This window comes from Pseudomonas sp. CFBP13509 (assembly GCF_005233485.1).
GTDB lineage: Bacteria > Pseudomonadota > Gammaproteobacteria > Pseudomonadales > Pseudomonadaceae > Aquipseudomonas > Aquipseudomonas marginalis.
The window spans coordinates 61,486-88,345 of sequence record NZ_QGAA01000008.1 but is presented as its reverse complement, the minus strand read 5'-3'; the positions used below and the strand labels follow the sequence as shown (position 1 = coordinate 88,345).

The following is a 26,860-nucleotide window of genomic DNA, read 5'->3' as shown; positions in this document are numbered from 1 at the left end:
GCGCTTCCAAAACCGTTCGACGCTGAACTGCTGTACAGATTTCGCCATATTTACTGCCACCCTCCCCCCATCACCTTATACAAACTCACCCGATTACTCTGCTCCGCCAGGCGCAGGGTGATCAGGTCCTGTTGGGCGCTGTACAGCGAGCGTTGGGAATCCAGGGCTTCGAGGTAGCTTTGCGAGCCGGCGCGGTAGAGCGCGTCGGACAGGTCGTAGCTCTTCTGGCTCGCCTCGGTCAGCGCTTGCTGGGCAGTGAGGCGCTGGTCCAGGGTGCTGCGCACGGCCAGGGCGTCGGCGACTTCCTTGAATGCGGTTTGCAGGGTTTGCTGGTAGGTCTGCACCTGGATCTCTTTCTCGACCTTGGCCGCATCCAGGGTCGCGCGGTTGCTGCCGGCATCGAAGATCGGCAGGCTGATGCTCGGGGCGAAGGTCCACGCGCCGCTGCCGGCCTTGAACAGGCTGGACAATGACGCACTGGCGGAGCCCGCGTTCGCGGTGAGGCTGATGCTGGGGAAAAACGCCGCGCGGGCCGCGCCAATGTCGATGTTCGCGGACTTGAGGCTGTGCTCCGCCGCCAGTACATCGGGGCGCCGCTGCAACAGGCTCGACGGCAGCTCGGCCGGCACCTGCACCAACGCCGCTGCCGATCGCAGGTGGGCGTCGGGCAGCAAGGCGTCGGGGATGTCGCTGCCGACCAGCAGGCGCAGGGCGTTGCGGTCCTGGAGGATCTGGCTCTGATACTCGGCCACATCGACCCGCGCCGATTCGACGGTGGTTTGCGCCTGGGCCACGGCCAACGCCGTGGAGCCGCCCAGGGTGTGGCTGCGCTGGGTCAGTTCGTAGGTGGATTGCTGGCTGGCCAGGGTCTCTTCGGCCAGTTGCAGGTGTTCGTTGTCGGCGGCCAGGGTCAGCCAGGCGGTGGCCACTTCGGCCACCAGGCTGATTTGCGTGCTGCGCCGGGTTTCGGTCAGCGCCAGATAGTCTTCCAGCGCTTCGTCCTGCAGGTTCTGCACGCGGCCGAACACGTCGACCTCATAGCTGCTCAGGCCCAATTGCGCGCTGTAGTCGTGGCTGGTCACGGCCGTGCCGCCGCTGGACAGCGAGCCCGGCGTGCGGCTGTGGGTACCGTTGACGCTGGCGTCGAGGGTCGGGAACGCCGCTGCGCGCTGGATGCGGTATTGCGCCTGGGCCTTCTCGATATTCAGGCTGGCCAGGCGCAGGTCGCGGTTATTGGCCAGGGCCAGGGTTTGCAGGTGTGCCAGGCGGCGGTCGGTAAAGAACTGTTGCCACTGGATGTCGGCCGGCACCTCACCCTGCACATCCGCTTGCCATTCGCCAGGCACCGGTGCCTCGGGTTGCTGGTAGTGTGGCGCCAGGTTGATGCAGCCACTCAAGACCACTGCGGCCACTAACGGGAAGAGAAAGCGGGTCATGCGTCACCTTTTTCGACAATGGGCGTCGTGCCGGCTCGGCCAAAGCGGCGGCGAATCAACACAAAAAACAGCGGTACAAAGAAGATCCCCAGCACCGTGGCGCTGAACATGCCGCCCAGCACACCGGTGCCGATGGCCCGGCGCCCGGCGGAACCTGCGCCACTGCTCACGGCCAGGGGCAGCACGCCGAACATGAAGGCCAGGGACGTCATCAGGATCGGCCGCAGACGCTGGCGCACGGCGATCAGCGTCGCCTCGCGCAGGCTGTTGCCTTGCTCCTGCAGGTGCTTGGCAAACTCGACGATCAGGATCGCGTTCTTCGCTGCCAGCCCTACGGTGGTCAGCAGGCCGACCTGGAAGTACACGTCATTGCTCAATCCCGTAAAGCGTGTGGCCCACACCGCGCCGACGATACCCAGGGGCACTACCAGGATCACCGAGAACGGCACCGACCAGCTCTCGTACAGCGCGGCCAGGCACAGGAACACAAACAGGATGGACACCGCATACAGCAACGGCGCCTGGGACCCGGAAAGACGCAACTGGTACGACTGGCCGGTCCACTCGTAGCCGATGCCATCGGGCAGTTGCCGGGCAATCGCCTCCACCGCGTCCATCGCCGCGCCGGAGCTCACACCGGGCGCCGGGTCGCCGACCACTTCCAGCGAGGATGTGCCGTTGTAGCGCTCCAGCAACGGCGAGCCATAGCTCCAGGCACTGCTGGCAAATGACGAAAACGGCACCATTTCATCGTTGCTGTTGCGCACGAACCAGTGGTCCAGATCGGCCGCTTGCATCCGCGTGCTGGCTTCACCCTGCACGTAGACCTTCTTCACGCGGCCCTGGTTGAGGAAGTCATTCACATAGGTGCCGCCCAACGCCGTGGACAAGGTGCTGTTGATGTCGCTGGTGCTCAGGCTCAGGGCCCCGGCCTTGCGGTCATCGATGCTGATTTTGAGTTGCGGTGCATCGTCCAGGCCATTGCTGCGCACGCCCAGCAGGCGCGGGTCTTGCCTGGCCAGCGCGATGAACTGCTCGCGCGCCGCCACCAATGCGTCGTGGCCAAGACCGGCGAGGTCCTTGAGCTGCAAATCAAACCCCGAGCTCTGGCCGAGGCCACGCACGGCGGGCGGTTGCATCACGAATACATCGGCATCGCCAATGCTTGCCAGGGCCAAGGTGGCACGTTGAGCAATCGTGGCGGCATCGTCCGAGCGCTCACTCCAGTCCTTCAAGCGAATAAACGCCCGTGCGGTGTTCTGGCTGTTGCCGCCCATGCCCAGGCCGCTGATGCTGATCATCGCCTCGACTTCCGGCTGCTTGAGCATGTACGCCTCGAACTGCTGCAACACCGCCTGGGTGCGGCTGTCGGTAGCGCCCACCGGCAGCTGGATTTGCGCCATGAGAATGCCCTGGTCCTCATCCGGCAAAAACGAAGTAGGCAAGCTGGCATAACCCGCCGCCATGGCTGCGGCGATCAGCACATACACCACCAGGCTGCGCCATGAGCGTTGCAGGACAGCGCCGACCAACGCTTCATAGGCGCTGGAACAGCGTTCGAAGGAACGGTTGAACCAACCGAAGAAGCCCCGTTGAACCGCGTGCCCTGGCTTGAGCAGCGTGGCGCACAGTGCCGGCGTGAGGGTCATCGCCACCACCACCGACAGCACCATGGCCGAGACGATGGTCACCGAAAACTGCCGATAGATGATCCCGGTGGAACCGCCAAAAAACGCCATGGGAATAAACACCGCGCTCAGCACCAGGGCGATGCCGACCAGTGCACTGGTGATTTCATTCATCGATTGACGCGTGGCCGCCAGGGCCGACAAGCCCTGCTCGGCCATCACCCGTTCGACGTTTTCCACCACCACAATCGCATCGTCGACCAGCAAGCCAATGGCCAAAACCATGGCAAACATGGTCAGGGTATTGATCGAGTAACCGAACAACGCCAACACGCCAAACGTGCCCAGCAACACCACCGGCACAGTGATCGCCGGGATCAGCGTGGCCCGCAGGTTTTGCAGGAACAGGAACATGATCAGCACCACCAGCACGATGGCCTCGCCCAGGGACTTGACCACTTCCTCGATGGACAGGCTCACAAAGGGCGTGGTGTCGTAGGCGATCACGTTCTTCAATTGCATTTCGGTGGGGTAAAACGGCGCCAGTTCCTTGAGCTTGGCCTTGACTGCCTCGCCCACCTCCAGCGCATTGGCGCCCGCCGCCAGTTGCACCCCCATGGCGGCAGCCGGCTTGCCGTTGAGGGCCGAGTTGATGTCATAGCTCTCGCTGCCCAACTCCACGGTCGCCACGTCGCCGAGCAGCACGACCGCGCCGTCGCTGCCGGACTTGACCACCACATTGCGGAACTCCTCGGCCGTCTGCAGTTTGCTGCGCGCGCTGATGGTGGCATTGAGTTGCTGGCCCTTAACCGCCGGCAATGCGCCGAGTTGGCCGGCTGAGACCTCGGTGTTCTGCGCCTCCAGCGCAGTGCTCACATCCGACGGCATCAGCGCGTATTTTTCCAGCAGCGCCGGGTCCAGCCAGATACGCATGGCGTAGCCCGACCCGAGGGTCTGCACGTCGCCCACGCCGTCGATACGGCTGATGGAGTCGAGCAAGGTGCTGGAGATGTAGTCACCGATCTGGGTGCCGGTGACGCTGGGATTATCCGAGGCCAGGGCGGCAATCATCAGGAAGTCCGAGCCGCCCTTGGTCACGGTCAGGCCTTCGCTCTGCACCGACTGCGGCAAGCGCGACTCGGCCTGTTGCAGCTTGTTCTGCACCTGCATCTGCGCCACATCGGGGTCGGTGCCGGCGCCAAAGGTCAGGCTGATACTGGCGCTGCCCGCCGAACTGCTGGAGGCCGACATATAGGTCAGGTTGTCCAGGCCTTTCATCTGTTGCTCGATGACCTGGGTCACCGAGTCTTCGACGGTCTTGGCCGACGCGCCGGTGTAGGTGGCGGAAATACGCACGGTGGGCGGCGCGATGTCCGGGTACTGCTCCAGCGGCAACTGGCTGATGGATAACGCACCGCCGAGCATGATCACGATGGCGATGACCCAGGCGAAAATCGGTCGATCGATAAAGAAACGCGCCATGTTCAACCCTCCTGCGCCAGGGCGCCGGCATCGGCGGCCTGGGTCTGGACCACGGCGCCGATGCGGACTTTCTGGCCACCTTCGACGATCACCTGGTCACCGGCCTGCAAACCCGCCGTCACCCACCACTGGTTACCCACGGCGCGGTCAACGCTGAGCACGCGTTGCTCGACCTTGCCGTCAACCACCAGCAACACCGAGGTCACGCCGCTGGCGCTGCGGCTTACGGCTTTTTGCGGGATCAGGATCGCCTGGTCATCCCGGGCCTGCTCCAACACGCCACGCACGTACATGCCGGGCAGCAGCACATGCTCGGGGTTGTCGAACACCGCACGCAAGGTCACGGTGCCGGTGCCCTGGTTGACGCTGACCCCGCTGAACTTGAGGCGGCCGTCGTGGTTGTAAGTGCTGCCGTCATCCAGTTTGAGGCTGATGCGGGCCTCGCCGTCGCCGTTGGCCTGCAACACGCCACGGGCCAGGTCGCGCTTAAGGGCGAGCAATTCAGTGGTGGACTGGGTCACATCCACATAGATCGGGTCGAGTTGCTGCACGGTAGTGAGTGCGGTGTCCTGGTTGGCCACCACCAGTGCGCCGGGGGTGACCGTGGACGTCTCGATACGCCCGGCCACCGGCGAGCTGATGCGGGTGTAGGCCAGGTTGATGCGGGCAGTGTCGAGGTCGGCCTGGGCCACCTGGACGTCAGCGGCGGCGGTCAGCAGGGTGGCCTGGGAATCTTCGTTGGTTTGCTGGCTGATGGCGTCGATCTTCACCAACCGGGCGTTACGCGCGGCGGTGGTCTGTGCCGACTTCAAGGTGGCGCGCGCCTTGGCCAGGCTCGCCTGGGCCTCAGCCAATGCCGCCTTGTAGGGTGCCGCATCCAGTTGGTACAGCGCCTGCCCGGCCTTGACCTCGGCGCCTTCGACAAACAGGCGCTGCTGCACGATACCGCCGACCTGCGGGCGAATCTCGGCGACCATAAACGCCTGGGTGCGCCCGGCCAGCTCAGTGGTCATGACCTGGCGCTTGGGCTGCACAGTGATCACCGAGACCACGGGGGTGGCGACTGCCGGCGCAGGGTCGCCGGCCGAGCAGCCGCCAAGCAGCACCAGAATGACGAACGACAGGAGAACCGCGGCGGTTACCAGGTATTTGGCGAAAAGTTTGGTCGACATAGTTGCCTCTGCAAGACGGGGTGGTGCAAGCCTTACCGTCATACTGCTGGGCAAATGTGCAGGAAAATTGAAGATTGCCCGCCTGGGTTGAATCTTTCCTCCATGGGGCCCTAAATGGGCGGGTCCACTCTTTTACGGCCCTTGTTCATGAAGTTGAGTATCTCCACCAAACTGTTTGTCGCGGTATCGGCCGGTGTGCTGCTGGTCATCCTCAGCATGGGCCTGGCCACCGGCTGGAGTTTTGGCCGCGGGTTTCTTGGCTATATCAATGAACAGGCGCTGGAGCGCATGGCCACGGTGGTGCCGCGCCTGGCCAGTGCTTATGCGCGCGAAGGCAATTGGGCGTTCATGCGCAACCGCCCGGATCGCTGGTTCGACATCATGCGCCCAGACCCCGACGAAGAACGGGTCACCCATGACCTGCGTACACCGCTGGCCTCGGACTTGACGGGTGCGCTGTTTCGCATCGCCCTGCTCGACAAGGACCGCAAGCGCGTCACCGGCTACACCGCGATTGGTGAGGATGCGCTGGTGAGCCCCATTGTGGTCGCGGGCGAAACCGTGGGCTGGCTGGCCGTGACCCCGTTCCAGAGCGTGACCGAGGCCGGTGGCGAACGCTTCCAGCAATACCAGCTGCGCACCAGCCTGGTGATGGGCGTGTTCTCGTTGCTGCTGGCGATGCTGATTGCCTGGTGGATCGCCCGCACGCTGCTGGAGCCGGTCAAGCGCGTGGCCGCCGCCACCCACCGCCTGGCCAGCGGCGACTACAGCAGCCGCGTGGCCGTGGCCTCCCACGACGAAGTCGGCCAACTGGCCCGCGACTTCAACCAGTTGGCCTATACCCTGGAGCGCAACGAAAAAATGCGCCGGGAGTTCATGGCTGATGTCTCCCACGAACTGCGCACACCGCTGTCGGTGCTGCGGGGCGAGCTGGAGGCGATCGAGGACGGTGTGCGCAGCCTGGATCAAAGCTCAATGAAGTCGCTGCAAGGCGAAGTCAGCATGCTCAGCAAGCTGGTGGATGACCTGTATGAACTGTCGCTGGCGGACGTGGGCGCCCTGACCTACCGCAAGGCCCCATGCCTGCTGAACGACGTGCTCGAAAACAGCCTGGCGATCTACCGGGAGCGTTTCACCGCCCGCCAGTTGCAGCTCGACCTGAAGCTGCCGCGCGAGCCCGTGGAGCTGCTGGCGGATGCCAGTCGGCTGCAGCAATTGTTTTCCAACCTGCTGGAAAATTCGCTGCGCTACACCGACGTCAATGGCAGGTTGCGCATCAGTGTGGGGGGCGACCGCGACACGGTGCGTATCGACTTTCTCGACTCCGGGCCGGGCGTGTCCGCAAGCCAGTTGCCACGCTTGTTCGAGCGGTTCTACCGTGGCGAGTCATCGCGCAACCGCGAGCATGGCGGCGCCGGCCTGGGCCTGGCAATCTGCCGCAGCATCGCCAACGCCCACGATGGCAGCCTGGTTGCCGACCACTCGCCCTACGGCGGCCTGTGGCTGACCCTGCGCCTGCCCCGGAGCCTGTGAACCATGCACGATGAACCGCCGATCCTGATCGTCGAAGACGAACCCAAGCTCGCCGCCCTGATGCGCGACTACCTGGAGGCCGCCGGCTATACCACCCGGTGCCTGGACAATGGCCTGCACGTGGTGCCCGCCGTGCGCGCCCACGAGCCCAGGTTGATCCTGCTCGACCTGATGCTGCCCGGCCGTGACGGCATGCAGCTGTGCCAGGACCTGCGTGGTTTCAGCGCGGTGCCGATCATCATGATCACCGCCCGTGTCGAAGAAGTGGACCGCCTGCTCGGCCTGGAAGTGGGCGCCGACGACTACATCTGCAAACCCTTCAGCCCCCGTGAAGTGGTGGCCCGGGTCAAGGCCATCCTGCGCCGCAGCCCGCAGCTGCTCGGCACCGGCGCGCCGCGCCTGCTGATCGACGAAGCCCGCTACCAGGCCTCGCTGGACGGCATCGCGCTGGACCTCACGCCCCTGGAACTGCGCCTGCTCAACACCTTCGCCCGCGCCGCCGGCCGCGTGTTTTCCCGCGACCAGTTGCTGGATCACCTCTACTCCGACCACCGCGTGGTCACCGACCGCACGGTGGACAGCCATATCCGCAACCTGCGGCGCAAGCTGGAACAGGTATGCCCGGGGGAAACGCCGATTGAGTCGTTGTATGGGGTGGGGTATCGGTTTCAGTTGGCTGAAAAGCAGCCACAGGCCTGACAACACCCCTTCCCACATTGGGTTCTTCGGTGCTTGGAAGATTGAGGTTACATCGGCGTGCTGCTGATAACCCGCAGCGCCAACCCCTCGTACGCATCCAGGGTAATGGTGAACTCGCCCTCCGCCGTCAGGTCGCCCTCCACCCGTTCGTTGATGATGTCCACCACCATCCCCGCCGCGATATCCGGCAGGTTCAGGGTTTCGGTGATCGGCGTGGCGCCGAAGTTCAGCGCGGTGATTTGCGTGCCTCTGCCGGCCGGCAATTCGTGGACCATGATCAACAGGCCGGGGTTCTGCACGTCGGGCACCAGTATCTGGCGGCTGGCGGCGATGTCGTAGGCGCGGCGCACGGCGAGGATCTTTTGCAGTTGCGAGGCGAACGAGTCCGGGTCCTGCAACTGGCTGTTGAGGCTGCCGTAGAGGCTTTTCGAGCGCGGCATCTGGCCGGCCGACAATTCTGCGTCCGGGTTCAGGTCCACCAGGTCGTAGGCGCCGCGATGAATCCAGCGGGTATCGCCATCCTGCATCAAGTGCGCGACTTCCTCGGCGGCCAACGGCAGCGCGCCTACCAGGTCCCAGCCGGACAAGGCGAACACCCCGGGCTGCATGGCGTTGTACATCACCAGCAGTAAATGGATCTGGCGAATCTGTTGAATGTCGGCAGCACTGATCGCCTCCAGGTCGCGAATGCCCAGCGCGGCCGTGATGATGCTGGCGGTGGTGCAGGACACGCCATTGGTCACGAACTTGAGGTTATACGGCGCATGCTCGCCGGCCAGGCGTTCGTACATCTGCTCGCGGATGTGCTCGCGCAGGATATTGCCGGGGAATGTCTGCCCCTGGTAAAGGAAGGTGTCGTGGGCATGCAGGGTCCAGAAGTGCACCAGCTCCAGGGTCAGCTCATCGTGGTTCTGCAACGCGTGGATCAGCGAGCCGGGGTCGATGCCCTGGCGGTGCATTTCGCGCAGCATCAGGCGCAGGAATTCGGCATCGCCCATCAACAGCGCGTGCTGGTACGCCGGGCGGGTGATGAAGTCATAGGACAGGTCGGCGCCGCCATGGGACATCGACGCAATGTCATCCACCGTGAGGTTCAACTCCTGGAAGCTGAAACCACCGGCCTTGCGAATCGCCCCGCCCAGCAGTTGGTTGCCGGTGATCGACAGCGGATGGCTCTCGGACCAGGCCGTGCCATCGAGGGTGCGTTCCACGCCGAGGAAACCATTGGCGTCCAGGCGCAGGATCTTCGCGCCCATCACGTCGATGGCGTGCAAGGCGTCGCCGATGATCATCTGCTGCGCGGCGAAGGTCGGGTCGAGCCAGTTCAGCGACGGCTGGCCTTCCTTGAAGTAATGCAGGTACACCCAGCGACGCGGCTTGCCATCCACGCCGATGACCACCGGCGTGGTGCTCCAGTCGGTTTCCTTGACGCCGGGCTCGAAGAAGATCACCCGCTGCAACTGGCCGACGATATAGTGCTTGTCGCGCAGGGCGTCCACCTGGGCCGGGCTGAGGTTCTGCGCATCACGACCCTCGGTCACGTCGGGCAGCAGCGGCCAGTCTTCCTCGCGGATCTCCACCATATGGTAAAGGCCGGGGTAATCCTCGTAGGCCATCTCCGCCAGGCGAAAGTCCGCGCCCTTGCCGGTGTGGGACGGAATCACGTCGTCGATGATCACCGCATTGTGCGCCGCCGCCATGCGCGTCAACGCCTGCAACTGCGCCTCGGTGCCCAACTGCGGGTCGATCTCGAAGCTGATGCGGTCGAAATTGCCGTCGATGGTCGGCGTGTGCCGGGTGCCGGTCAGGCCACCGGATTTCTTCAGCGGGCCGTTATGGATGCCCTGGATGCCGATCTTCGACAGCGCATGCCATAGCGTCTCATCCCCCAGCGCCTCCAGCACCGTACCGCCCTCGCGCGTCACAATCGACGCCGGGTAGGCGGTAAACCACACCGACGACAAGGCCGAGGCATCACGGGGCCGGGTCTGCGCATACGGCTGTTGCCACAACCGGCCCTGGCCCGAATAGAGCTTCGCGCGCTGGCGTGCCGCGTGCAGCATCGATTGTTCCACCAGCCAGTTCACATGGTTGTTTTCAGCCGCGGTCATAAGCTTGGTACCTGTCGTGGTTAAACATTACTCGTGAACATATGAGGGCTCGGTGGGCCATTCGTTGCATTGCAATGTGGCGTGCCTGAACGGGTGTAGATACCGTCTTGTCCAACACCGCACAAATCCGTAGCTGTCGAGCCTTGGCGAGGCTGCGTCGGCCGCGGCTCGAGCTTGAGTCGGCAGCGCGCCTGACGCAGCCTCGCTTGCGCTCGGCAGCTGCTACGGGGGTGGGGCCGTGAGGTGGATTGGTTTTCGTAGCAGCTGCCGAGCCCCGGCGAGGCTGCGTCGGCCGCGGCTCGGACTTGAGTCGACAGCGCGCCTGACGCAGCCTCGTTTGCGCTCGGCAACTGCTACGGGGGTGAGGCCGTGAGGTGGATTGGTTTTCGTAGCAACTGCCGAGCCCCGGCGAGGCTGCGTCGGCCGCGGCTCGGACTTGAATCGGCAGCGCGCCTGACGCAGCCTCGCTTGCGCTCGGCAGCTGCTACGGGGGTGGGGCCGTGAGGTGGATTGGTTTTCGTAGCAGCTGTCGAGCCCCGGCGAGGCTGCGTCGGCCGCGGCTCGAGCTTGAGTCGGCAGCGCGCCTGACGCAGCCTCGCCAAGGCTCGACAGCAAGGGAATCGAGTCGGGCTCTCAGCAGGTTTCCCGATACTGCCTAGGCGTAAACCCCGTCGATGCCTTGAACTGCCGGGTGAACGCGCTGTGGTCGGTATAGCCGCACTGCAGCGCGACCTCGGTAATCGGCATGTCGCTGTGCAGCAACCGATGGGCGTGTTCCAAGCGTACTTTCTGGATCATCTGCCGGGGTGTCAGGTGGAACACGCGCTTGCAGTAGCGCTCCAGTTGCGCCACGGAAATCCCGGCGATGCGCGTCAGTTCACCGAGGGTGACACGGCGGTTGAAGTGCGTGCGGATATGCTCGTCCACAGCGGCCAGGCGTTGGTAGGCCGGGTGGGTTTGGCTGGCCGATTGCAGGTCGACCGAGATCCCGGCCAGGCCGATGATGCGGCCTTCGTGGTTGTACAGCGGCCATTTGTGGGTGAGGCACCAGCCGGGTTCGCGGCTGCCGTACAGGTGCAGTTCAAGTTGGTCTTCCAGCACAAAACCTTGCTGCAGCACGCGCCGGTCCTGCTCGGTGTAGCCCGGTCCCAATGGTGCGGGAAAGACGTCGGCGCTGGTCTTGCCCAGCAATGGTTGCAGCTGCTTGAGGCCGCAGCGCTGCACCAGGGTGCGGTTGGCGAGGACGTAACGGGCCTCCAGGTCCTTGATGAAGATGGCGGCATTGGGGATCACGTCGAGCATTGGCAGCAGCTGCGCCACACCGGCCAGTAGCTGCTCGATGCTGTGGGGAGGGCTGGCCCCTTGGCAAAGGCTCGCAAACGCGCGTTGAAGCATGAGTGTCTCTCCCCGGCTGTCACCTTGATGGCAAGCAGATTGCCCCATGCCTGGGGTGCTGTCGAGCAGGGCGAACTGTGCTGATTTCGTCATCGATGTCGGCAAAAAACATCAATCGCCGCCCAGCCTGCGCGTTCACGATAGGGCCACTGCATGCCTATCCCTACACTCACAAGAAGGCAGCCCACAGCTCTTATTGATGGAGCGCGTTATGAAGCGACTGCATGTGATCGACTCCCACACCGGCGGCGAACCCACGCGCCTGGTGATGACCGGCTTCCCCGCGCTCAAGGGCGCGAGCATCGCCGACCAGTTGGAAAACCTGCGCACGGAGCACGACCCATGGCGCCGCGCCTGCTTGCTGGAACCCCGTGGCAATGACGTACTGGTGGGGGCGCTGTACTGTGCGCCCGTCACCCCGGGCGCCACCTGCGGGGTGATCTTTTTCAACAACACCGGTTACCTGGGCATGTGCGGCCACGGCACCATCGGCCTGGTGGCGTCCCTGCAGCACTTGGGGCTTATCCAGCCGGGCGTGCACACCCTCGACACCCCGGTGGGGACGGTGGCCGCGACCTTGCACGACGACGGTGCCGTGACCCTGCGCAACGTGCCTGCCTATCGCTATCGCCAGCAGGTGATGGTGGATGTACCGGGCCATGGCGCAGTCCAGGGCGATATTGCCTGGGGCGGCAACTGGTTCTTCCTGGTCTGCGAGCATGGCATGGCGTTGGAGATGAGCAACGTCGACGCTCTCACCGACTACACCTGGGCGATGCTCAAGGCCCTCGAGGCCCAGGGCATCCACGGCGCAGACGGCGCCCTGATCGACCATATCGAACTGTTCGCCGACGACGCCCACGCCGACAGCCGCAACTTCGTCATGTGCCCCGGCAAAGCCTACGATCGCTCCCCCTGCGGCACCGGCACCAGCGCCAAGCTGGCGTGCCTGGCCGCCGATGGGAAACTCAACCCCGGTGAAACCTGGGTACAAGCCAGCATCACCGGCAGCCGCTTCGAAGGCCGATATGAATGGGACGGCACACGTGTCATCCCCTTCATCACCGGCCGCGCCTACATGACCGCCGACAGCACCTTGCTGATCGACGAGCAGGACCCGTTTGCCTGGGGCATCTGAGCCCAACCCCTTTGATTGAACGCTGCAAGGAGCCAGGACAATGAGCGACAACATCTTCACCGGTTGCGTCCCCGCGCTGATGACCCCATGCACCGCCGCGCGCAAGCCGGACTTCGACGCGCTGGTCGCCAAGGGCCGCGAGTTGATCGATATCGGCATGAGCGCCGTGGTGTATTGCGGGTCCATGGGCGACTGGCCGTTGCTCACCGAAGCCGAGCGCCAGGAAGGCGTGGCGCGCCTGGTGGCGGCCGGCGTGCCGACCATTGTCGGTACCGGCGCGGTGAACAGCCGCGAGGCGGTGGCCCACGCCGCCCACGCGGCCAAGGTCGGCGCCCAGGGCTTGATGGTGATTCCGCGCGTGCTGTCCCGAGGTGCGTCCGCCACGGCGCAAAAGGCGCATTTCTCGGCAATCCTCGAGGCCGCGCCCAACCTGCCGGCGGTGATCTACAACAGCCCTTACTACGGCTTTGCCACCCGCGCGGAGTTGTTCTTCGAACTGCGTCGCGAACACCCGAACCTGATCGGCTTCAAGGAGTTCGGTGGCGCTGCCGACCTGCGCTATGCCGCCGAGCACATCACCTCCCAGGACGACAGCGTGACCCTGATGGTCGGCGTCGATACCCAGGTGGTGCACGGTTTCGTCAACTGCAACGCCACAGGCGCAATCACCGGCGTCGGCAATGCCTTGCCCCGCGAAGTGCTGCACCTGGTGGCCCTGAGCAAGCAAGCCGCCAAGGGCGATGCCAAGGCCCGGCGCCTGGCGCGGGAACTGGAAGCGGCGCTGGCGGTGCTGTCTTCCTTCGATGAAGGCTGTGACCTGGTGCTGTATTACAAGCACCTGATGGTGCTTAACGGCGACACGGGCTACGCCCTGCACTTCAACGAAACCGATGTGCTCAGCGATGCCCAGCGGCGTTACGCCGAAACCCAGTACGCGCTGTTTCGCCAGTGGTATGCCAACTGGTCGAGAGAGGCGTAGCGGATGCACGACCCTGACCCTGCGGATATCGCCGTAATCGGAGCCGGCATCATTGGCGTTGCCTGCGCCCTGCAGCTGGCGCGCCAGGGGCGGAAAGTGCGGGTGATCGACCAGCAGGCGCCCGGCATGGGCGCCTCCTACGGCAACGCCGGGCACCTGGCGACCGAACAAGTGTTCCCGATCGCCGACCTGTCGATCCTCAAGCGCTTGCCCGCCATGCTCATGGACCCCATGGGCCCGCTGCGCCTGGACTGGAAATACCTGCCACGCGCCCTGCCCTGGTTCATCCGCCTGCTGCTGAACCTGCGCCCGGCGAGTTACCAGGGCACGGTGACGGGTCTGCGCGCGCTCAATGAAGCGAGCCTTGGCGCCTGGCAACGGTTGCTGGCCAGTATTCAGCGCCCGGAGCTGTTGCGCGAAGATGGCTCGCTGCTGGTGTTCGAACGTTCAGACTCCCGCGCGGCCATCGATGGCTTGCAACGGCGCGTGCAGGCGCAAAACGTGCCGGTGGATTTCTGGTCGGCGGATGCCATTCGAGGGATTGCCCCGCAATTGGGCGCCCAGATCCAGGGCGGCCTGTTTTTCCCGCGAACAGGGCACTTCCTCGACCCTTACCGATTGGTCTGCGAATTGGTGGAGGCGGCCAAGGCCAGTGGCGTGCAGTTCCTCCAACACCAGGTGCTGGATGCGCGGGTTGAAGGCGATGGCGTCACCGTGAGCACCGATCAAGGCACCTTTGCCGCCCGCCAGGTGCTGATCGCCTGTGGCGCCCACTCGGCCAGACTCACCGCCGCCCTGACCGGCAAAAAAGTCCCGCTGGATACCGAACGCGGCTATCACCTGATGCTGCCCCATGAACATCAGCGCCTGCCGTTTGCCGTCACGTCCCTGGAGCGCAAGTTCATCATGACACCCATGACAGGCGGCCTGCGCCTGGCCGGCACCGTGGAATTCGCCGGCCTCGACCGCCCGCCGAACATGGCGCGGGCGTGGCAGTTGCATCGGTTGAGCCAGGGGTTGTTTCGTGAGGATTTGAGTGCAGAGGACGCGACCCCGTGGATGGGCTTCAGACCGTCGCTGCCGGATTCGCTGCCGATTATTGATCGGGTGTGTGACGGGAAGGTGCTGCTTGCGTTCGGGCATCAGCATCTGGGGCTGACCCAGGCGGCGGTGACGGCGGAGATGGTGGGGCAATTGGCGTCGGGGGCGCCTGCGTTTTCGGGGTTGCCGGCGCTAGGGCCGTATCGACTGGGGCGGTTTTGAGAAGAACCGCCACGTCCAAGCACAGCAACTTGCACAAGCTATTTCATGTGGTGAGCGGGCTTGCCCCGCGTGGGGGGCGAAGCGCCCCTGATCAAGACGAATGCCGAGTCTCAGGCACTCCTCTGCGCCTGGTTTTGGGGCTGCTGCGCAGCCCAACGCGGGACAAGCCCGCTCACCATAATTGAGCTCGACAACTCCCACATTTGATCTTCATGGTTTTGCAGACGGTGCTCGCTTCACTGCACGAGATTACCGGTCGAAGCAGCCAACAGGGCATCCGCCGTGCCTTGGATTTCTTCGCGCATCCACAGCTTTTCCAACCAGCCGCCAGGAATTGCTTGGGCGCCATAATACGCACCGGCCAGCTGACCAACGATGGCTGCGGTAGTGTCTGCGTCATCGCCCAGATTGGCCGCCATCAGCACTGCCGCCGCAAAGCTGTCGGTATGGTGGAAGCACCAGAGTGCGGCCTCAAGGGACGCCACGGCGTAGCCGGTGCCGGCGATGTCATCACGCGACTTCTCCAGGTAATTGCCCTGCGCAAGTGCGGCGACTTTGGCGGTCGCGAGGTCCATCTGCGCCAACTGCAATACCTGATCCTTTGAAACACCCTCAAGCGCATTGCTGATTGCCTGGGCCAGCACCAGGCAGCACTCGATTGCTTCCAGAGCAGCGTGGGTGGTGCGCGAGCTTTCGGCGGCGTAATGGCGGATACGTTGAAGGTCCGGAAAGTAAAACAACACCACCGGTGCAAGGCGCATCATCGAACCATTTCCGGCGGAATACGGATCCGTAGAACCTGAAAAGGGGTTTGCGCTGTCTTGATAGGCCGTTAGCGCTTTACTCACGGTCAGGCCAATATCGAAACAGTCGCCGGTGGAGCTCAAATAGCCCCATTTCCACCAATTCAGATAGCGACCCATCTGATCCGCCGCGTCAAACCCCTCTTTGCGCAACAGACTTTCGGCGAGGCACAGCGCCATTGAAGTATCGTCAGTCCACTGGCCGGGCTTGAGGTTGAACGGCCCTCCTCCCACCATATCGGTGAGCGGAGTAAATGTGCCACGGGGCATGAACTCGACCGTGGTACCGACTGCATCGCCACAGGCCAAGCCCAGCAAACTGCCGCGATAACGATCCAAACGTGTAAGAGACATGGGTCCTCCTTGAAAAATCATGTCGGAGTGCACGGAGCGGCAGTCACTTTACTTGACCAACCGCTTCTCCTTGGAGGGGCGATATCCGAAATACGAGCTGTAGCATTTGCTGAAATGGCTCGGCGAGACAAACCCGCACGCCACCAGCACTTCCACCTGTGACAGTTCGGTGTGCTGCAACAGCCGGCGTGCTTCGGTGACGCGCAGTTCCATGTAGTAGCGCTGCGGCGTGGTGCCCAGTTGTTCCTTGAACAGGCGCTCCAGTTGGCGGCGCGAGCGGCCGGCGTAGACGGCGAGTTGGTCGAGTTCCAGCGGTTCTTCGAGGTTGGCATCCATCAGCTTGACCACTTCGCGCAGGGGCGCGCTGACGCTGACGTTTTCAGTGGGTTTGATCCGCCGATAACGCGATTCCTCGAAGGCCAGGATGTCTTCGATACCTTCGACCAGGGCTTTGTCGTGCAAGCTTTTGATCCAGTCCAGGGCCATGTGGAAGGCGCCGGAGGGGCTCGACGCGGTAAGGCGGTCGCGGTCGATCACGTAGGGCTCGCTGGTAACGTGGGTGGCCTTGGACACTTCCGCCAGGGCCGGGCGGTGTTCGGGGTGGATGGCGCAGCGGTAGCCCTGCAACAGGCCGGCACGGCCGAGGAACCATGCGCCGTTCCACAACCCCGCGAGGCTCACGCCCTGCTCGGCGGCACTACGCAGCAGTTGGATCAGTTGGTCGTCAGCCTTGAGTTCGGTGCGAAAGCCGCCGCAGATCACCAGCAGATCCAGGCCTTGCAGCGCGGGCGCATCGAGACGCGCATCCGGCCGGATCACCAGGCCCAGGTCACTGATGACTTCCCCGTCGTCACAACCGAAGGTGCGCGTGGCGAACAGATCAGGTCGCAGCAGGTTGGCGGTGACCACGGTGTCGAGGGTCTGGGTGAATGCCGGCAGGGAAAAATGTTCGAGCAGCAGGAAGCCGACGCGAGTGACCGATGCCGGCTGGGAGGTTTCGTTGAGGTAGCGCAGGTTCTTGCCTTTCATGCCACCGCTGAACTGGCGTCTTTCCATCGAGGATTGGCCCACTTTTATTGTTGATGCAATGGGCGCCATCTTAGGGGGAAAAACGCTGGCTGTCTCAGGCACTGATCTTGAAAAAACCACGGGCGCCAAAAGCCCGTGGCAGAACACTCGCCGACGCATCTGATACGGTTTTTTCTTTGCCATCTGCGCCTGTATTGAAACGCCGCCTGGGCGGACAATGGCCCCCATGCCCACCCCCTTCCTTCGGAGGCCTTATGACCAAGATGGCGATTTTCCTGTTCGGTTTTTTGGTGCTGACCATCGGCATCGGCCTGCTGGCGACCATCTCGCCGGTTTAGCACCTAGCCGGCAAACAACATCGGGTACAGCGACAGCACCAGCAACCCGGCCATTGACCAATTGAACAGCCTCAACCAGCGCGGCTCGCGCAGCACATTACGCAAGCCGCTGCCACACCCGACCCACACGCACACGCTGGGTAGGTTGACCACGGCAAAGACCAGCGCAATCACCAGCACGTTGGTGACATAGCCCTCAGCCGGCGTATAGGTGGTGATGGCCCCGAGCGCCATTATCCACGCCTTGGGGTTCACCCACTGAAACGCCGCCGCGCCCAAGAACGTCATGGGTTTGCCGTGTTCATCATTGCTATCGGACATGCCGCCCGCCGTGGCGATCTTCCAGGCCAGGTACAGCAAGTACACCGCGCCCACATAGCGCAACACCGTGTAGGCCCACGGGAATACCTTGAACACTTCGCCCAGGCCCAGGCCGACCGAAATCACCAGCAGCATGAAGCCGATACTGATCCCCAGCGCATGGGGCATCGAGCGACGAAACCCGAAGTTCACCCCCGAGGCAAGCAACATGGTGTTATTCGGCCCTGGGGTGATCGAGGACACGAAGGCGAACAGCACAAAGGCTGACAGCAGGCTGGTAGACATGGACATGGTGCGGCATCCGAGCAGTGTGGTAGGCCTGCGACAGTAGTGGGTTATGCCGCCCGGCGCCCCGTACAGCCAGGCACGGATCGAGGCATACACTTCAGGTTCAGATGGCTCCGGCGTTTTCACAAAGCTTTCACAGACGCGGCCTTATGGTGAACCCAGCTCCTAATGAACATCCCTTTTAGCCCGTGCTCCCCATCGCGGGCTTTTCTTTGCCTGGGATTTATCCGGGGCAAAAAAAGAGGTGAGCCATAATTCATGGCCCACCTCTGGTTGACTAACGGTTAACGCGGACCACCGCCTGGGCCACCGCCTTGACCATGACCACCACCGCCGTGATCACCACCCCCGCCACCGCCCGGCGGCATGAATATCCAGCAGCCCGACAAGGTCGACAACAGCGCGACAACAACAGCCGCCTTGGTTAGGTAATTCAACTTCATGACAACGCTCTCTGCTTTACAAGGTTGGGTGTACGTCAAGTAAGACCTCGGTAAATGAAGTCCGTCATGAGTTTCGTGTAACGTCTTGGTAGGGTTTGTGTTGGGGTGGATACACGTCATTCGTTGATGCGAGTAAGGCCAACTTCGCTACCTGATCAGCACCAAAGGGAGAAGTAGATGAAAGAGTTGATACAGGGCCTCGATGGACCCAGAACTGCCCAGCAGGAATTGTTTTATGACCTGGAAGATGCAACTGCAGTCATTGGCTGGTCCGTGGTTGAACTGACAGCCCTGGCAAACAGCAGCAGGACGCCGAGTGAGGCGTTGGCGCTAATGAAGATCGGCACGTTGCTGGCAACTCAGCGGGATAAAATCGCCTGCTACGCGGTTGAAGTGAAGGCGCAGCGCATCAGCAGGTCAGAGACTGGCGCTGAAGATAGAGTTCAGTACGCTCAAGAATGAGGGCCTCGACTCGGAAATCGTAGCCAGCCCTCGATCTTTACGTCAGCGAATAGTGCGAGCCAGCGGGAGCCGACTCGATCAGGTCATTCGACAGCAGCGTCAGGTTGAGCGTTTCTCGTCGAGATCATGTAGTTTTTTAACACCCTTCCCCGTCTTCCGCTCGTATTGATGATGAAAAAACCAAACGACCAAAAGTAGCATCGCCAGACCAAAAATGAATAGCAGCAGCTCTATTGCGGGACCTTCGTGTGAAAACATTTTCGTTCCTCATCCTGAAGTAGCGTGACTTGAAAACAGCCACAACCGAAATTATTCGTAACAATACGAACATTTTCAGGGTAGTCGCCAACACGAGCCATGACAACCTTAAAAAGCCTCCTGACCCTTGATCTAGACACGTCACTCGTCGAAAAAACCTTCGAGCGTGGGAGGGACACGGCACAACGCTGTACACAACGGGAAGGGAATGGCGCCTGCACAGGCGGATGCGGAGGAAGGTAGATCGGCCTGCTCGAGAGGTTGACACCCGGGCCTTTTCTTCCGCCCAATAAAAAACCCCGTAGACGTTAATCTACGGGGTTTTCAAGAGTGGAGGCCGAGGTCGGAATCGAACCGGCGTAGGCGGATTTGCAATCCGCTGCATAACCATTTTGCTACTCGGCCTCAAACGATCAATGCCCTTGCCACTGGCATTCACCGTATAAAAACTTGAGTGGGCCATAGAGCCCTGCCTCTACTCTAACTCATTGAATACATTGAAGTTTTTAATGCTTCGTTGCGTTCGATGGGCGCCATTATGTACTCATTTGCTTTTGCCTGCAACCCCTTGATTTCAAAAATATTTCGTATTGGCATCAAGGGGTTGCGCGTCTGCCCTACTCCTTGATGAGCTGCTGCTGGTACTGCGGGTCGGCCTTGATCTGGGCGTCGGTGAACGGCAGTGGGCGGAGTTTTTTCTGCGCGAAGGCTTGGGTCTGGTCCTTGGCGTAGGGGGATGCCGGGTTGCTGGACAGGGAAAACGCGAGCACGCCCTGGGCGTGAGGCCCCTGGTCGTCGAAGGTGACGATCTGCAGGTAGCTGCTGCCGCTGACCACTTCGCGCTTGCCGTCGGCCCGGGGCACGGTTTGCATGGCGTTGTAGATCCCCAGCGCTTGCGGGCCGCCGTGGATCGGGGTTTGGCCGCTGACCTGGATATCGCCCCATTTGCTGTCGGCGTTGAGGCCGAGTTGGGCCACGGCTGCGCTGGAGGCCAGCATGGCTTCGCGCAGGGCCTTGGCCACGGGGGCGCGCTCGATGGCCAGGCCCCGTGGGGTGGTCAGGGGTTGGGCCGGGTCGAACGCGACGCGCCAGGCATCGGGGAGTTGCTGCAGGTCTTCAACCAAATTGATGAAGTGCACCAGGCCCAGGCCGCTGTCGAGGTTGGCGCGTCGGTCCCAGTCGTTGAGGCTGGTGCACAGCGACTTCAGCGCAGTCGCGTCGGTGCCGAGGTGTTTGGCGCAGAATTCCAGCAGGTCGGGCATGACCTGGCCGGCCAGGTACACCTCGTTGTCCATGACCATGTTTTGCAGGTCGGCGACGCTGATCGGTTGCGCCTCCAGGGATTGCAAGCGTTGCAGGGCGAAGCGTGCGCGCGGGCCGAGGCCGATGTGGTCCTGGCTGATCACCGGGGAGAAGCCGGTCAAGGGCGCCTTGGGGTTGGCCAGCCACGCCGAATCGTTAGAGTGCTGCACGTAGTCGCTACGCTCCAGCTGCGGCAACTGGTCGGCGGGGAAGATGCCGGCTTGGGCGGCACGCGGGTCGACGTCCCAGGCACAGGCACTGCGGGCACCGTCGAGCATGATCATCTGCAGGCCGGCACGCGGGTCGCTGCATTGCGCCAGTTTGGCCGCGCTGACGTTGGGCACCACCGACAGGTTCATGTACAGGCTCTGGCCCTGGTCATCGGCGGCCAGGGTATTGACCCACGGGATGCCTTGCAGGGTGTGCACCGAGGTTTGCAGGTCCTTGAGGCTCGTGGCACGGTTCATGGCGTACCACTGTTGCAGGACGCGGTCGTTGCCCAGGTTGGCATCGCGCAGGCTGAAGGCGTGGTGAGTGTCCCAATCCAGCTTGCCGGGCCATTGCACCACGGGGCCGAACTGCGAGCTGTAGACCGAGTGGGTTACCGGCGTCACGCTGCCGTCCGCTTGCCTGGCCTGGACCGTCACCGAGGTTTTTTCCAGGGGGATGGATTTTCCATCCAGCATATAGCGCTTGGAGTCCTTGGGATCCAACGTCAGGCGATACAGGGTGAAGTGCTTGGACGTGTCCACCGTATGGGTCCACGCCACATGCTGGTTGAAGCCGATATTGATCACCGGCAGGCCGGGCAGCGCGGCGCCCATCACATCCAGCTGGCCGGGGATGGTCAGGTGCATTTCATAAAAGCGCATGCCGCCCACCCACGGGAAATGCGGGTTGGCCAGCAACATGCCACGGCCATTGAACGAGCGGTCGCGGCCCACCGCCACGGCATTGCTGCCGCGATCCAGGCTGAAGCGCTGTTGATTGGCGGCGGCCAATTCGAATGCCTTGGCGCTGGGTTGCACACTCGCGAAGGCCTGAGGCGGCGCGGCGCCGACCAGAGCTTCGGCGAACTGGCCGACACCGCCCTCCACCAACAATCTGCGGGCCAATTTCACCAGGTCTTCAACCACCAGCGGCCGCACCCAGGCCGCCTGGCACTGGGCGGGTGCGCCCTGCTCTTTCAGGTAACGGTTGTAGCCGGCCACGTAGCCTTGCATGCGCTGTTGGATCTGCGGGCTTTGCGTCTTCCAGAAAGCCGCCACCGCGCCCGGTGTATTCAGCCAGGTGAAAAACACATCGCTGGCCAGGTTGTTGCGCTCTTCCAGGGTCGACTGCTCGGGGCCGAAGTACCGGGCCCGCTCGCCGTTTACGGTAACCACTTCATTGGCCAGCAGGCACAGGTTGTCCTGGGCATAGGCATAACCGATCCCCAAGCCCAGGCCACGCTCGTCATTGGCGCGAATATGCGGCACGCCGAAACTGGTGCGGCGGATATCCGCCGACGCCTGCGTTGTCGATTCCCGTGCTGTTGCAGCCAGGCTCGCCCCCAGCAACAGCCCCGTCACGCACACCTTGGCCAACCCGTTGGAAATAATCACACAGACTCCGCAGTCAAATTGAACACCCTCACAGGGGTAACCACCCCACCGTAAAGACGCAAAAAACCGGGAGAAATTTAACCCTGGAGCGGGTTTATCCGAGGCGCTGCAGATGTGACAAAGCCGATACCGACAAATTTTCTACATCACACCCTTCATGATTTTGCACGCTCGTTCGTCTTATTGACTAAGAGCGCCATCATTTTCCTGATCAGGCTCTGATAAGGAGTTTTTGCATGTACAACCCGCAAGTGCCCACGGACGGACATTCACCCGCAGCCGACAGCCAATTTGGCAACGGCGCCCAAGCGTTCGGCAAAACCCCCGAACAGCAAGGCAACCAGCGTATTCGCCACCTGCTCAAGTGTTTCGGCCTGCGCACCAGCCTGATCCGGCTGAAGGTCATCGACGCCCTGCTCACCGCCGCCGACAACCAGCGCACCCTGGGGGTACGTGGCGTGCACAGCCATTTGCTGGAGCTGGGGATCCCGTTGTCGTTCCTGAGTGTGCGCGAGGTGCTCAAGCGCCTGTGCAGCGAAGGCGTGATCACCCTTAACGCGGATAAAAGCTACAGCCTCCATGAAGAGGCTGCCAAGGTACTCGACGCTCGAAGCTGAGGCGGACCTTAAAGCTTGACCTTGCGGCGCATGATGCCGTTGATCACCACCACGACGACCGCGACGGCGATGGCGATGGTCTGGAATGTCTTCTCACTGATAAACCCGATGTTCTGCAGGTAGGACAGGCCAAACATCGTCGCCAGTACCGCCAGGGCGATCAGGATCGAGTATTTCAAGCGTTGTTTTTGGGTCATGACGGGTTCCTGAACCGGAAGAATGTATTCACTGTGTATCGCCGAACACGCCAGGCACATACCCGGCGACGGGATGCACGGGGTCGACAGGGTCTTATGTTACAGGTGATGAAAAGCTTTGGCTCCTCCAGTGTGCCGCTCACCCCGACGGCGGTGGGCCGCCGGGCTCAGGCCATGCCTTCACTGGCTCCCCCCATGCACCCACCGCTGATGCAACCCGCGTGCAAGCGCATCCAGGGCAAACCCCAGCAGCCCGATCAGCAACACCATCGCCATCAGTTCCGAATAGGCCAGGCGATCACGGGTATCCAGGATGTAGTAGCCAAGCCCCGCGCTGACCCCGAGCATTTCGCACGGCACCAGCACGATCCACAGGATCCCGATGGCCAGCCGCACGCCAGTCAGCACGTGCCCCACCACGCCGGGGATGATCACCCGGCGCAAGGTTTCCCAGCGCGTGGCGCTCAGGCTGCTGCTCAACTGCAGCCAGCGCGGGTCGAGCTGGCGCACGCCGGCGGCGGTGTTGAGCATGATCGGCCACACCGCAGCAAACGCCAGCAGGAAGTAGATCGGTTGGTCCCCTACCCCCATCAGCATCACCACGATGGGCATCCAGGACAGCGGCGAGATCATCCGCAGAAACTGGAAGGCCGGCGTGGTCGCCGCTTCCAGGTTGCGCGAACTGCCCACCAGCAGCCCCAGCGGCACCCCCACCAGCAAGGCCAGGAACAGCCCGACGAAGATGCGCTTGAGGCTCACGACAATATGCAGATACAGCTCACCGCGCCCCAGCAATTCCCACAGGCTGCTGAAGGTGGCGGCCAGCGAAAAGCGCGCCGCCAGGCCGCCCCCATCGCCCCACACCTTCACCCCCAGCCACCACAGCAACAACAGGCCGGCCAGGCCACTCAACCCGAGCAACCAGCCCGGGACTCTGCGGTTGTTCAAACGCCAATCTCCTCGGTCCGCTCAAAGCCCTCGGGCAAGCCGAAGGTGCCCATGCCGCCCACCGCTTCGATGGCGTTGCGCACAAAGCGGTCATCCACCAGATCCTTGGCGACAAAGGCCGGGTCCAGATCGGCGAGGAATTTCTTGTCCCCCTCGATCAGCGTGTCCTTCAAACGTCGCACCAATTCCTCGGTGTAGCTGGGGAATGGATAGGGCTGGAAGTCGATGCGGTGCTCGTCCCAGTCGGCATGCCGGATCGCGCCATCGGCCAGGTAGGCCGCGCGGTCGGCAGCGGCTGGCGCCAGGACTTTGCTCAACACCGGCTCGGCATGTGGCGTGTAGCGGTTCGGGCCGTCCTTGGACAGCAGTTTCACCGCCTCTGCGCGGTTATCACGGGTCCACACCTGGGCCTTGACGATCGCATTCACGACTTTCTGCGACCACTCCGGGCGATTGTTCAGGTCGTGTTCGTGCATGAACACCACGCAGCACGCGTGATTGCGCCACACGTCGCCGGTAAACCGCTGCACACGCCCGACCTTGAGGTTCTCCGCCAGGGCGTTGAACGGCTCGGCGACGATATAGCCGTCGATGCGCTGGCTGGCCAGGGCCGGCGGCATGTCCGAAGGCGGCAGCACGATCAGGTTGACCTCATTGGCGCCGATCGCACTGCCGGCGGCACGCGCCACCGGGGTCAGGCCGTTGTCGCGGAACAGTTGCTGCACCACCACGTTATGGATCGAATACCAGAACGGGATCGCCACCGACTTGCCGCCCAGTTGCTTCACCTCGGTAATGCCTGGTGCCACGGTGAGCCCCGAACCGCCCACATGGTTCCACGCCACCACCTTGGCCGGCACCTGGCTGCCATAGCGTGCCCACACGGTCATCGGCGACAGCAAGTGAATCACGTTGACTTGCCCGGAGATAAACGCCTCGATCACCTGCGCCCAACTGCGCAGCAATACCGGGCGCTCGGCCTTGATGCCTTCGGCTTCGAACAGGCCGTTGTTATGCGCCACCAGCAAGGGCGTCGCGTCGGTGATCGGCAGGTAGCCGATGCGCACCGGCGCATCCGGCTCGCTGGCGGCGCGGGCCTGCAGGCTGCTCAGCAGCGGCAAGGCGCCGGCGGCACTGAGGACTGCGGAAAGTTTGAGAAAGTCACGGCGCGAGTGGGTCAGGTCATCCAGGCACATGGCTGGGCTCCAGCAGGTCAAGGGGTTGGGGTTGAGGGCGGCTCGCCTGCCGTAGGGTTTTAAGAATCTCGATGCGCAGCGCGCCGATGGCTTCCACCTGTTCTTCCCGCGGTTGCGGCAGGTCGATGCGCCATTCGCCCAGCGTCCGCGCCGGGCGATTGCCCAGCAGCAGGATGCGGTCGGACAACAGCAGCGCTTCGTCGATGTCATGGGTGATCAACACCGCCGCCGAACCCTGCTCACGGTTGACCTTGAGCAACAGGTGCTGCATATCGGCACGGGTCACTTCATCCAGCGCACCGAAGGGCTCATCCAGCAACAGCACCTGGGGCTGGCGTGCCAGGCAACGGGCCAACGCGGTGCGCTGGGCCATGCCGCCGGACAGCTGCGCCGGAAATTGCTGGCGGGCGTGCTCCAGGCCAACCGCCGCGATGGCGTGGTCGACGCGCCGGCGGCGCTCATCAGCGCCGAGGTGCGGCTGGCGGGCGAAATCCAGGCCGAACGCGACGTTCTTTTCCAGGCTCAACCAGGGCAGCAGGCTGGGGTCCTGGAACGCTACGGCCACACGTGGATGGGGGCCGCTCAACGGCTCGCCCAACACCTGCACCTTGCCATCTTGGGGCGCCTGCAAGCCGGCAAGCACCCGCAACAGGCTGGACTTGCCGACCCCGCTGGGCCCCAGGATCGACACCACTTCACCGCGCTGCAATTGCAGGTCGAAGCCTTGCAGCACCGGGCCGCCGGCGTACCCCAGGCCAATGCCCCGGGCACTCAATACCACCGGGCTCACAGGTTGGCCTGGCGTTGCAACTCGGTGCGCAATTGCACCAGGCTGGGCGTAACGATCGGCACAAACGCCGACTCCCGCCAGCGCCGCGCAAACCCACTGCCATGGGCCGTGAGGTAGGCCTTGCCGCCGCTGGCCTGCAGTTCCAGCTGCACCGCGCTGGCGGCGGTTTCGGCCAGGCCGATGCGCAACTTGAACAGCGCCACCGGCTCAGCGGCGAAGCGCCCGGCGAGCAGGCCATTCTGCAGCTCGGTCACCAGGTGATCCAAGGTCCCGCGCAACCCTTCGAGTTCTTCGCGCAACACCGTGCGGGCCGCGCCCAGGTGATGGGCGACTTCCGCCAGCGAGCGCCGGGCCAGGCCGATCGACATACCGCACTGCAAACCCAGGAACGCCGGGCGCACGGCCGGCAGGAACTTGCGTGCATCCTCATGCAGCAACCACTCGCGACTCAGCTCGACACCTTCAAGGCCCAGGGCTGCGGTGTTGCTCGATTGCAGGCCGAGCAGCTCCAGGTCGCCGGAACGTTGCAGGCCCGCCACCGAATCCGGAATCGCCAGGATAAACGGCGCGCCACCACCGGCATGCTCCACCGCCGCTGCCGCGACAAAGCCGTTCTTGCGCAGGTTGGTCACCCAGTGCAGGCGACCGTTGAGGGTCCAGCCATGGTCGTTCGGCTCGGCGCTGATTTGCAGCGTCTCGATGCCCGACAGGAACTTCATTGCATTCGACAAACCGGTGGCCCCCGCCAACCTGCCGCTGAGCAGGTCCGGCAGCAATTGCTCGCGCAGCCGCTCATTCGGGCTCTGCAGCAAATACTCGATAAACGAGCGCTGGCCCCAGCACACAAACGCCGCCGCCAACGAATGGCTGGCGACATTGGCGATGGCCTCGACGGCGCCGGCCACATCGCCGCCCAGGCCGCCGAAGGCTTTTGGCACACCGATACGCAGTATGTTGGCCTCTGCCAGCCGTGGCAGCACTTCCTGGGGATCGCAACTGCCCACATCCAGGGCCTGCGCTTGAACATCGAGCCAACGGCTCAAGATCGGGTCAAGCATTCATGTTTCTCCTTGT

23 protein-coding genes and 1 tRNA gene are annotated in these 26,860 nt (G+C 63.2%); 8 read left to right on the top strand and 16 right to left on the bottom strand.

Going from position 1 to position 26,860, the window contains the following annotated elements; genetic code table 11:
- Nucleotides 1-50 precede the first annotated feature (50 nt).
- The 3 genes from PspCFBP13509_RS15105 to PspCFBP13509_RS15095 are packed head-to-tail and all read right to left on the bottom strand — an operon-like array spanning nt 51 to nt 5,718.
- Complete coding sequence (locus PspCFBP13509_RS15105; protein WP_137212262.1) at nt 51-1,436, bottom strand: efflux transporter outer membrane subunit; 1,386 nt, start codon at nt 1,434-1,436, stop codon at nt 51-53.
- Nucleotides 1,433-4,546 carry an efflux RND transporter permease subunit gene (locus PspCFBP13509_RS15100; RefSeq protein ID WP_065927392.1) on the bottom strand — a complete coding sequence of 1,038 codons (3,114 nt, stop codon included), beginning with the start codon at nt 4,544-4,546 and terminating at the stop codon, nt 1,433-1,435. Before PspCFBP13509_RS15100 ends, PspCFBP13509_RS15105 begins: the two co-directional genes overlap by 4 nt.
- Nucleotides 4,547-4,548: 2 nt before the next feature.
- Nucleotides 4,549-5,718: an efflux RND transporter periplasmic adaptor subunit gene (locus PspCFBP13509_RS15095; RefSeq protein WP_065927391.1), complete on the bottom strand. Its 1,170-nt coding sequence runs from the start codon at nt 5,716-5,718 to the stop codon at nt 4,549-4,551.
- Between the two features lie 114 nt (nt 5,719-5,832).
- On the opposite strand from PspCFBP13509_RS15095, the gene PspCFBP13509_RS15090 reads away from it, so the two are divergent.
- Entirely contained in the window at nt 5,833-7,251 is a 1,419-nt protein-coding gene (locus PspCFBP13509_RS15090; protein ID WP_065927390.1) for an ATP-binding protein, read from the top strand.
- Between the two features lie 3 nt (nt 7,252-7,254).
- Nucleotides 7,255-7,950 (top strand): response regulator, encoded by a 696-nt coding sequence (locus PspCFBP13509_RS15085; protein ID WP_065946925.1) that lies wholly within the window; start codon nt 7,255-7,257, stop codon nt 7,948-7,950.
- A 47-nt stretch (nt 7,951-7,997) separates the two neighbouring features.
- Here PspCFBP13509_RS15085 and treS read toward each other — a convergent pair whose 3' ends face one another.
- Nucleotides 7,998-10,061 carry a maltose alpha-D-glucosyltransferase gene (gene treS / locus PspCFBP13509_RS15080; protein ID WP_074846860.1) on the bottom strand — a complete coding sequence of 688 codons (2,064 nt, stop codon included), beginning with the start codon at nt 10,059-10,061 and terminating at the stop codon, nt 7,998-8,000.
- A gap of 633 nt (nt 10,062-10,694) precedes the next feature.
- A complete protein-coding gene (locus PspCFBP13509_RS15075) occupies nt 10,695-11,456 on the bottom strand; it encodes an AraC family transcriptional regulator (protein ID WP_027606712.1) in 762 nt (253 codons plus the stop codon).
- Nucleotides 11,457-11,667: 211 nt separating this feature from the next.
- Between PspCFBP13509_RS15075 and PspCFBP13509_RS15070 the strand changes: the two genes are divergently transcribed.
- The 3 genes from PspCFBP13509_RS15070 to PspCFBP13509_RS15060 are packed head-to-tail and all read left to right on the top strand — an operon-like array spanning nt 11,668 to nt 14,836.
- Entirely contained in the window at nt 11,668-12,594 is a 927-nt protein-coding gene (locus PspCFBP13509_RS15070) for a 4-hydroxyproline epimerase (protein ID WP_137212260.1), read from the top strand.
- 40 nt (nt 12,595-12,634) lie between these two features.
- Complete coding sequence (locus PspCFBP13509_RS15065; RefSeq protein ID WP_065927386.1) at nt 12,635-13,573, top strand: dihydrodipicolinate synthase family protein; 939 nt, start codon at nt 12,635-12,637, stop codon at nt 13,571-13,573.
- 3 nt (nt 13,574-13,576) lie between these two features.
- Nucleotides 13,577-14,836, top strand: a complete 1,260-nt coding sequence (locus tag PspCFBP13509_RS15060; protein ID WP_065927385.1) for an FAD-dependent oxidoreductase — start codon at nt 13,577-13,579, stop codon at nt 14,834-14,836.
- A 236-nt stretch (nt 14,837-15,072) separates the two neighbouring features.
- Here PspCFBP13509_RS15060 and PspCFBP13509_RS15055 read toward each other — a convergent pair whose 3' ends face one another.
- The gene (locus PspCFBP13509_RS15055; RefSeq protein ID WP_065946921.1) at nt 15,073-15,993 is read right to left on the bottom strand and encodes an ADP-ribosylglycohydrolase family protein; all 921 of its coding nucleotides are present in this window, start codon (nt 15,991-15,993) and stop codon (nt 15,073-15,075) included.
- Nucleotides 15,994-16,041: 48 nt separating this feature from the next.
- Nucleotides 16,042-17,049: a GlxA family transcriptional regulator gene (locus PspCFBP13509_RS15050; protein WP_074846863.1), complete on the bottom strand. Its 1,008-nt coding sequence runs from the start codon at nt 17,047-17,049 to the stop codon at nt 16,042-16,044.
- Nucleotides 17,050-17,129: 80 nt separating this feature from the next.
- On the opposite strand from PspCFBP13509_RS15050, the gene PspCFBP13509_RS31435 reads away from it, so the two are divergent.
- Nucleotides 17,130-17,360, top strand: coding sequence for a hypothetical protein (locus tag PspCFBP13509_RS31435; RefSeq protein ID WP_137212259.1), 231 nt, complete (start codon nt 17,130-17,132; stop codon nt 17,358-17,360).
- Between the two features lie 3 nt (nt 17,361-17,363).
- Here PspCFBP13509_RS31435 and PspCFBP13509_RS15040 read toward each other — a convergent pair whose 3' ends face one another.
- Entirely contained in the window at nt 17,364-17,972 is a 609-nt protein-coding gene (locus tag PspCFBP13509_RS15040) for a LysE family translocator (protein ID WP_065927383.1), read from the bottom strand.
- A gap of 281 nt (nt 17,973-18,253) precedes the next feature.
- Complete coding sequence (locus PspCFBP13509_RS31510; protein ID WP_162844265.1) at nt 18,254-18,412, bottom strand: hypothetical protein; 159 nt, start codon at nt 18,410-18,412, stop codon at nt 18,254-18,256.
- Between the two features lie 177 nt (nt 18,413-18,589).
- Between PspCFBP13509_RS31510 and PspCFBP13509_RS15035 the strand changes: the two genes are divergently transcribed.
- Nucleotides 18,590-18,874 (top strand): hypothetical protein, encoded by a 285-nt coding sequence (locus PspCFBP13509_RS15035; protein WP_137212258.1) that lies wholly within the window; start codon nt 18,590-18,592, stop codon nt 18,872-18,874.
- 589 nt (nt 18,875-19,463) lie between these two features.
- Here PspCFBP13509_RS15035 and PspCFBP13509_RS15030 read toward each other — a convergent pair.
- Both PspCFBP13509_RS15030 and pvdQ read right to left on the bottom strand, forming a co-directional pair.
- A tRNA-Cys gene (locus PspCFBP13509_RS15030) sits at nt 19,464-19,537 on the bottom strand.
- A 212-nt stretch (nt 19,538-19,749) separates the two neighbouring features.
- The gene (gene pvdQ, locus PspCFBP13509_RS15025) at nt 19,750-22,038 is read right to left on the bottom strand and encodes a bifunctional acylase PvdQ (protein ID WP_137212257.1); all 2,289 of its coding nucleotides are present in this window, start codon (nt 22,036-22,038) and stop codon (nt 19,750-19,752) included.
- 236 nt (nt 22,039-22,274) lie between these two features.
- Here pvdQ and PspCFBP13509_RS15020 point away from each other — a divergent pair, with 236 nt between their 5' ends.
- The gene (locus PspCFBP13509_RS15020; protein ID WP_065927339.1) at nt 22,275-22,655 is read left to right on the top strand and encodes a fe2+ zn2+ uptake regulation protein; all 381 of its coding nucleotides are present in this window, start codon (nt 22,275-22,277) and stop codon (nt 22,653-22,655) included.
- A gap of 8 nt (nt 22,656-22,663) precedes the next feature.
- Here PspCFBP13509_RS15020 and PspCFBP13509_RS15015 read toward each other — a convergent pair whose 3' ends face one another.
- The 5 genes from PspCFBP13509_RS15015 to PspCFBP13509_RS14995 all read right to left on the bottom strand — a co-directional run bounded on the left by PspCFBP13509_RS15015 (nt 22,664) and on the right by PspCFBP13509_RS14995 (nt 26,844).
- Nucleotides 22,664-22,852, bottom strand: coding sequence for a hypothetical protein (locus PspCFBP13509_RS15015; RefSeq protein ID WP_027606724.1), 189 nt, complete (start codon nt 22,850-22,852; stop codon nt 22,664-22,666).
- A 180-nt stretch (nt 22,853-23,032) separates the two neighbouring features.
- Nucleotides 23,033-23,800 carry an ABC transporter permease gene (locus PspCFBP13509_RS15010; protein WP_065927338.1) on the bottom strand — a complete coding sequence of 256 codons (768 nt, stop codon included), beginning with the start codon at nt 23,798-23,800 and terminating at the stop codon, nt 23,033-23,035.
- The gene (locus PspCFBP13509_RS15005) at nt 23,797-24,996 is read right to left on the bottom strand and encodes an ABC transporter substrate-binding protein (protein WP_065941680.1); all 1,200 of its coding nucleotides are present in this window, start codon (nt 24,994-24,996) and stop codon (nt 23,797-23,799) included. The genes PspCFBP13509_RS15010 and PspCFBP13509_RS15005 overlap by 4 nt, the downstream gene beginning before the upstream one ends.
- A complete protein-coding gene (locus PspCFBP13509_RS15000) occupies nt 24,983-25,786 on the bottom strand; it encodes an ABC transporter ATP-binding protein (RefSeq protein WP_065927336.1) in 804 nt (267 codons plus the stop codon). The genes PspCFBP13509_RS15005 and PspCFBP13509_RS15000 overlap by 14 nt, the downstream gene beginning before the upstream one ends.
- Nucleotides 25,783-26,844: an acyl-CoA dehydrogenase family protein gene (locus PspCFBP13509_RS14995; RefSeq protein ID WP_074846872.1), complete on the bottom strand. Its 1,062-nt coding sequence runs from the start codon at nt 26,842-26,844 to the stop codon at nt 25,783-25,785. Before PspCFBP13509_RS14995 ends, PspCFBP13509_RS15000 begins: the two co-directional genes overlap by 4 nt.
- Nucleotides 26,845-26,860: the final 16 nt, after the last annotated feature.

Coding starts and splice junctions, on each gene's coding strand:
- PspCFBP13509_RS15100 (WP_065927392.1), bottom strand. CDS start 4,546: ATGGCGCGTTTCTTTATCGATCGACCGATTTTCGCCTGGGTCATCGCC.
- PspCFBP13509_RS15065 (WP_065927386.1), top strand. CDS start 12,635: ATGAGCGACAACATCTTCACCGGTTGCGTCCCCGCGCTGATGACCCCA.
- PspCFBP13509_RS15060 (WP_065927385.1), top strand. CDS start 13,577: ATGCACGACCCTGACCCTGCGGATATCGCCGTAATCGGAGCCGGCATC.
- PspCFBP13509_RS15105 (WP_137212262.1), bottom strand. CDS start 1,436: ATGACCCGCTTTCTCTTCCCGTTAGTGGCCGCAGTGGTCTTGAGTGGC.
- PspCFBP13509_RS15035 (WP_137212258.1), top strand. CDS start 18,590: ATGAAAGAGTTGATACAGGGCCTCGATGGACCCAGAACTGCCCAGCAG.
- PspCFBP13509_RS15040 (WP_065927383.1), bottom strand. CDS start 17,972: ATGTCCATGTCTACCAGCCTGCTGTCAGCCTTTGTGCTGTTCGCCTTC.
- PspCFBP13509_RS15090 (WP_065927390.1), top strand. CDS start 5,833: ATGGGCGGGTCCACTCTTTTACGGCCCTTGTTCATGAAGTTGAGTATC.
- PspCFBP13509_RS15070 (WP_137212260.1), top strand. CDS start 11,668: ATGAAGCGACTGCATGTGATCGACTCCCACACCGGCGGCGAACCCACG.
- PspCFBP13509_RS15005 (WP_065941680.1), bottom strand. CDS start 24,996: ATGTGCCTGGATGACCTGACCCACTCGCGCCGTGACTTTCTCAAACTT.
- PspCFBP13509_RS15085 (WP_065946925.1), top strand. CDS start 7,255: ATGCACGATGAACCGCCGATCCTGATCGTCGAAGACGAACCCAAGCTC.
- treS (WP_074846860.1), bottom strand. CDS start 10,061: ATGACCGCGGCTGAAAACAACCATGTGAACTGGCTGGTGGAACAATCG.
- PspCFBP13509_RS15015 (WP_027606724.1), bottom strand. CDS start 22,852: ATGACCCAAAAACAACGCTTGAAATACTCGATCCTGATCGCCCTGGCG.
- PspCFBP13509_RS15020 (WP_065927339.1), top strand. CDS start 22,275: ATGTACAACCCGCAAGTGCCCACGGACGGACATTCACCCGCAGCCGAC.
- PspCFBP13509_RS15075 (WP_027606712.1), bottom strand. CDS start 11,456: ATGCTTCAACGCGCGTTTGCGAGCCTTTGCCAAGGGGCCAGCCCTCCC.
- PspCFBP13509_RS15055 (WP_065946921.1), bottom strand. CDS start 15,993: ATGTCTCTTACACGTTTGGATCGTTATCGCGGCAGTTTGCTGGGCTTG.
- PspCFBP13509_RS15050 (WP_074846863.1), bottom strand. CDS start 17,049: ATGGAAAGACGCCAGTTCAGCGGTGGCATGAAAGGCAAGAACCTGCGC.
- PspCFBP13509_RS15095 (WP_065927391.1), bottom strand. CDS start 5,718: ATGTCGACCAAACTTTTCGCCAAATACCTGGTAACCGCCGCGGTTCTC.
- PspCFBP13509_RS31510 (WP_162844265.1), bottom strand. CDS start 18,412: ATGAAGTTGAATTACCTAACCAAGGCGGCTGTTGTTGTCGCGCTGTTG.
- PspCFBP13509_RS14995 (WP_074846872.1), bottom strand. CDS start 26,844: ATGCTTGACCCGATCTTGAGCCGTTGGCTCGATGTTCAAGCGCAGGCC.